At 64.7% G+C, this 530-nt stretch carries 1 protein-coding gene; it reads right to left on the minus strand.

Going from position 1 to position 530, the window contains the following annotated elements; all coding sequences use genetic code 11:
- Positions 1 to 521 (minus strand): PE family protein (locus SKC42_RS27455; protein ID WP_330967371.1); only part of this gene is annotated, 521 nt, incomplete at its 3' end.
- Positions 522 to 530: the final 9 nt, after the last annotated feature.

The following is a 530-nucleotide window of genomic DNA, read 5'->3' on the forward strand; positions in this document are numbered from 1 at the left end:
ATCCCCGCACCAGCAATCGCATTCGAAATCGCCTGCGCCCCCGTCTGCAGCTCACCACCCACAAACGCCCCGATACTGCCATTACCCAGCGCCGTCACCGCACCACTGACACCCCCACCCACGCTGCCGGCCAACTGCCCAACAGCCGCCTGACCACCCGACACCACTGCACCCAGGCTCTGCCCGGTACTCCGCAAGACGCTGCCGTCCAAACCACCACCGAGAACCGCCTTCGCGGCATTGGCCGCCTCCGCACTCGCATACGCCCCCGCGCCCGCATTCAGCAACGACACAAACTGCGCATGAAACGACTGCGCCTGAGCACTCAGCGCCTGAAACTCCTGCCCAAAACTGCCGAACAACGATGCAATCGCAACCGACACCTCGTCCTGCGCCGCCGCCACAACCCCCGTCGTCGGACTAGCCGCCGACGCCGCAGCCTCCGCCAACGACGAACGAATCCCCGACAAACTCTGCGCCGCACTCTCCACCAAATCCGGCGTAGCGATCAGAAACGACATATCCAACCC

It is taken from the genome of Mycobacterium sp. 050134 (genome assembly GCF_036409085.1).
GTDB lineage: Bacteria > Actinomycetota > Actinomycetes > Mycobacteriales > Mycobacteriaceae > Mycobacterium.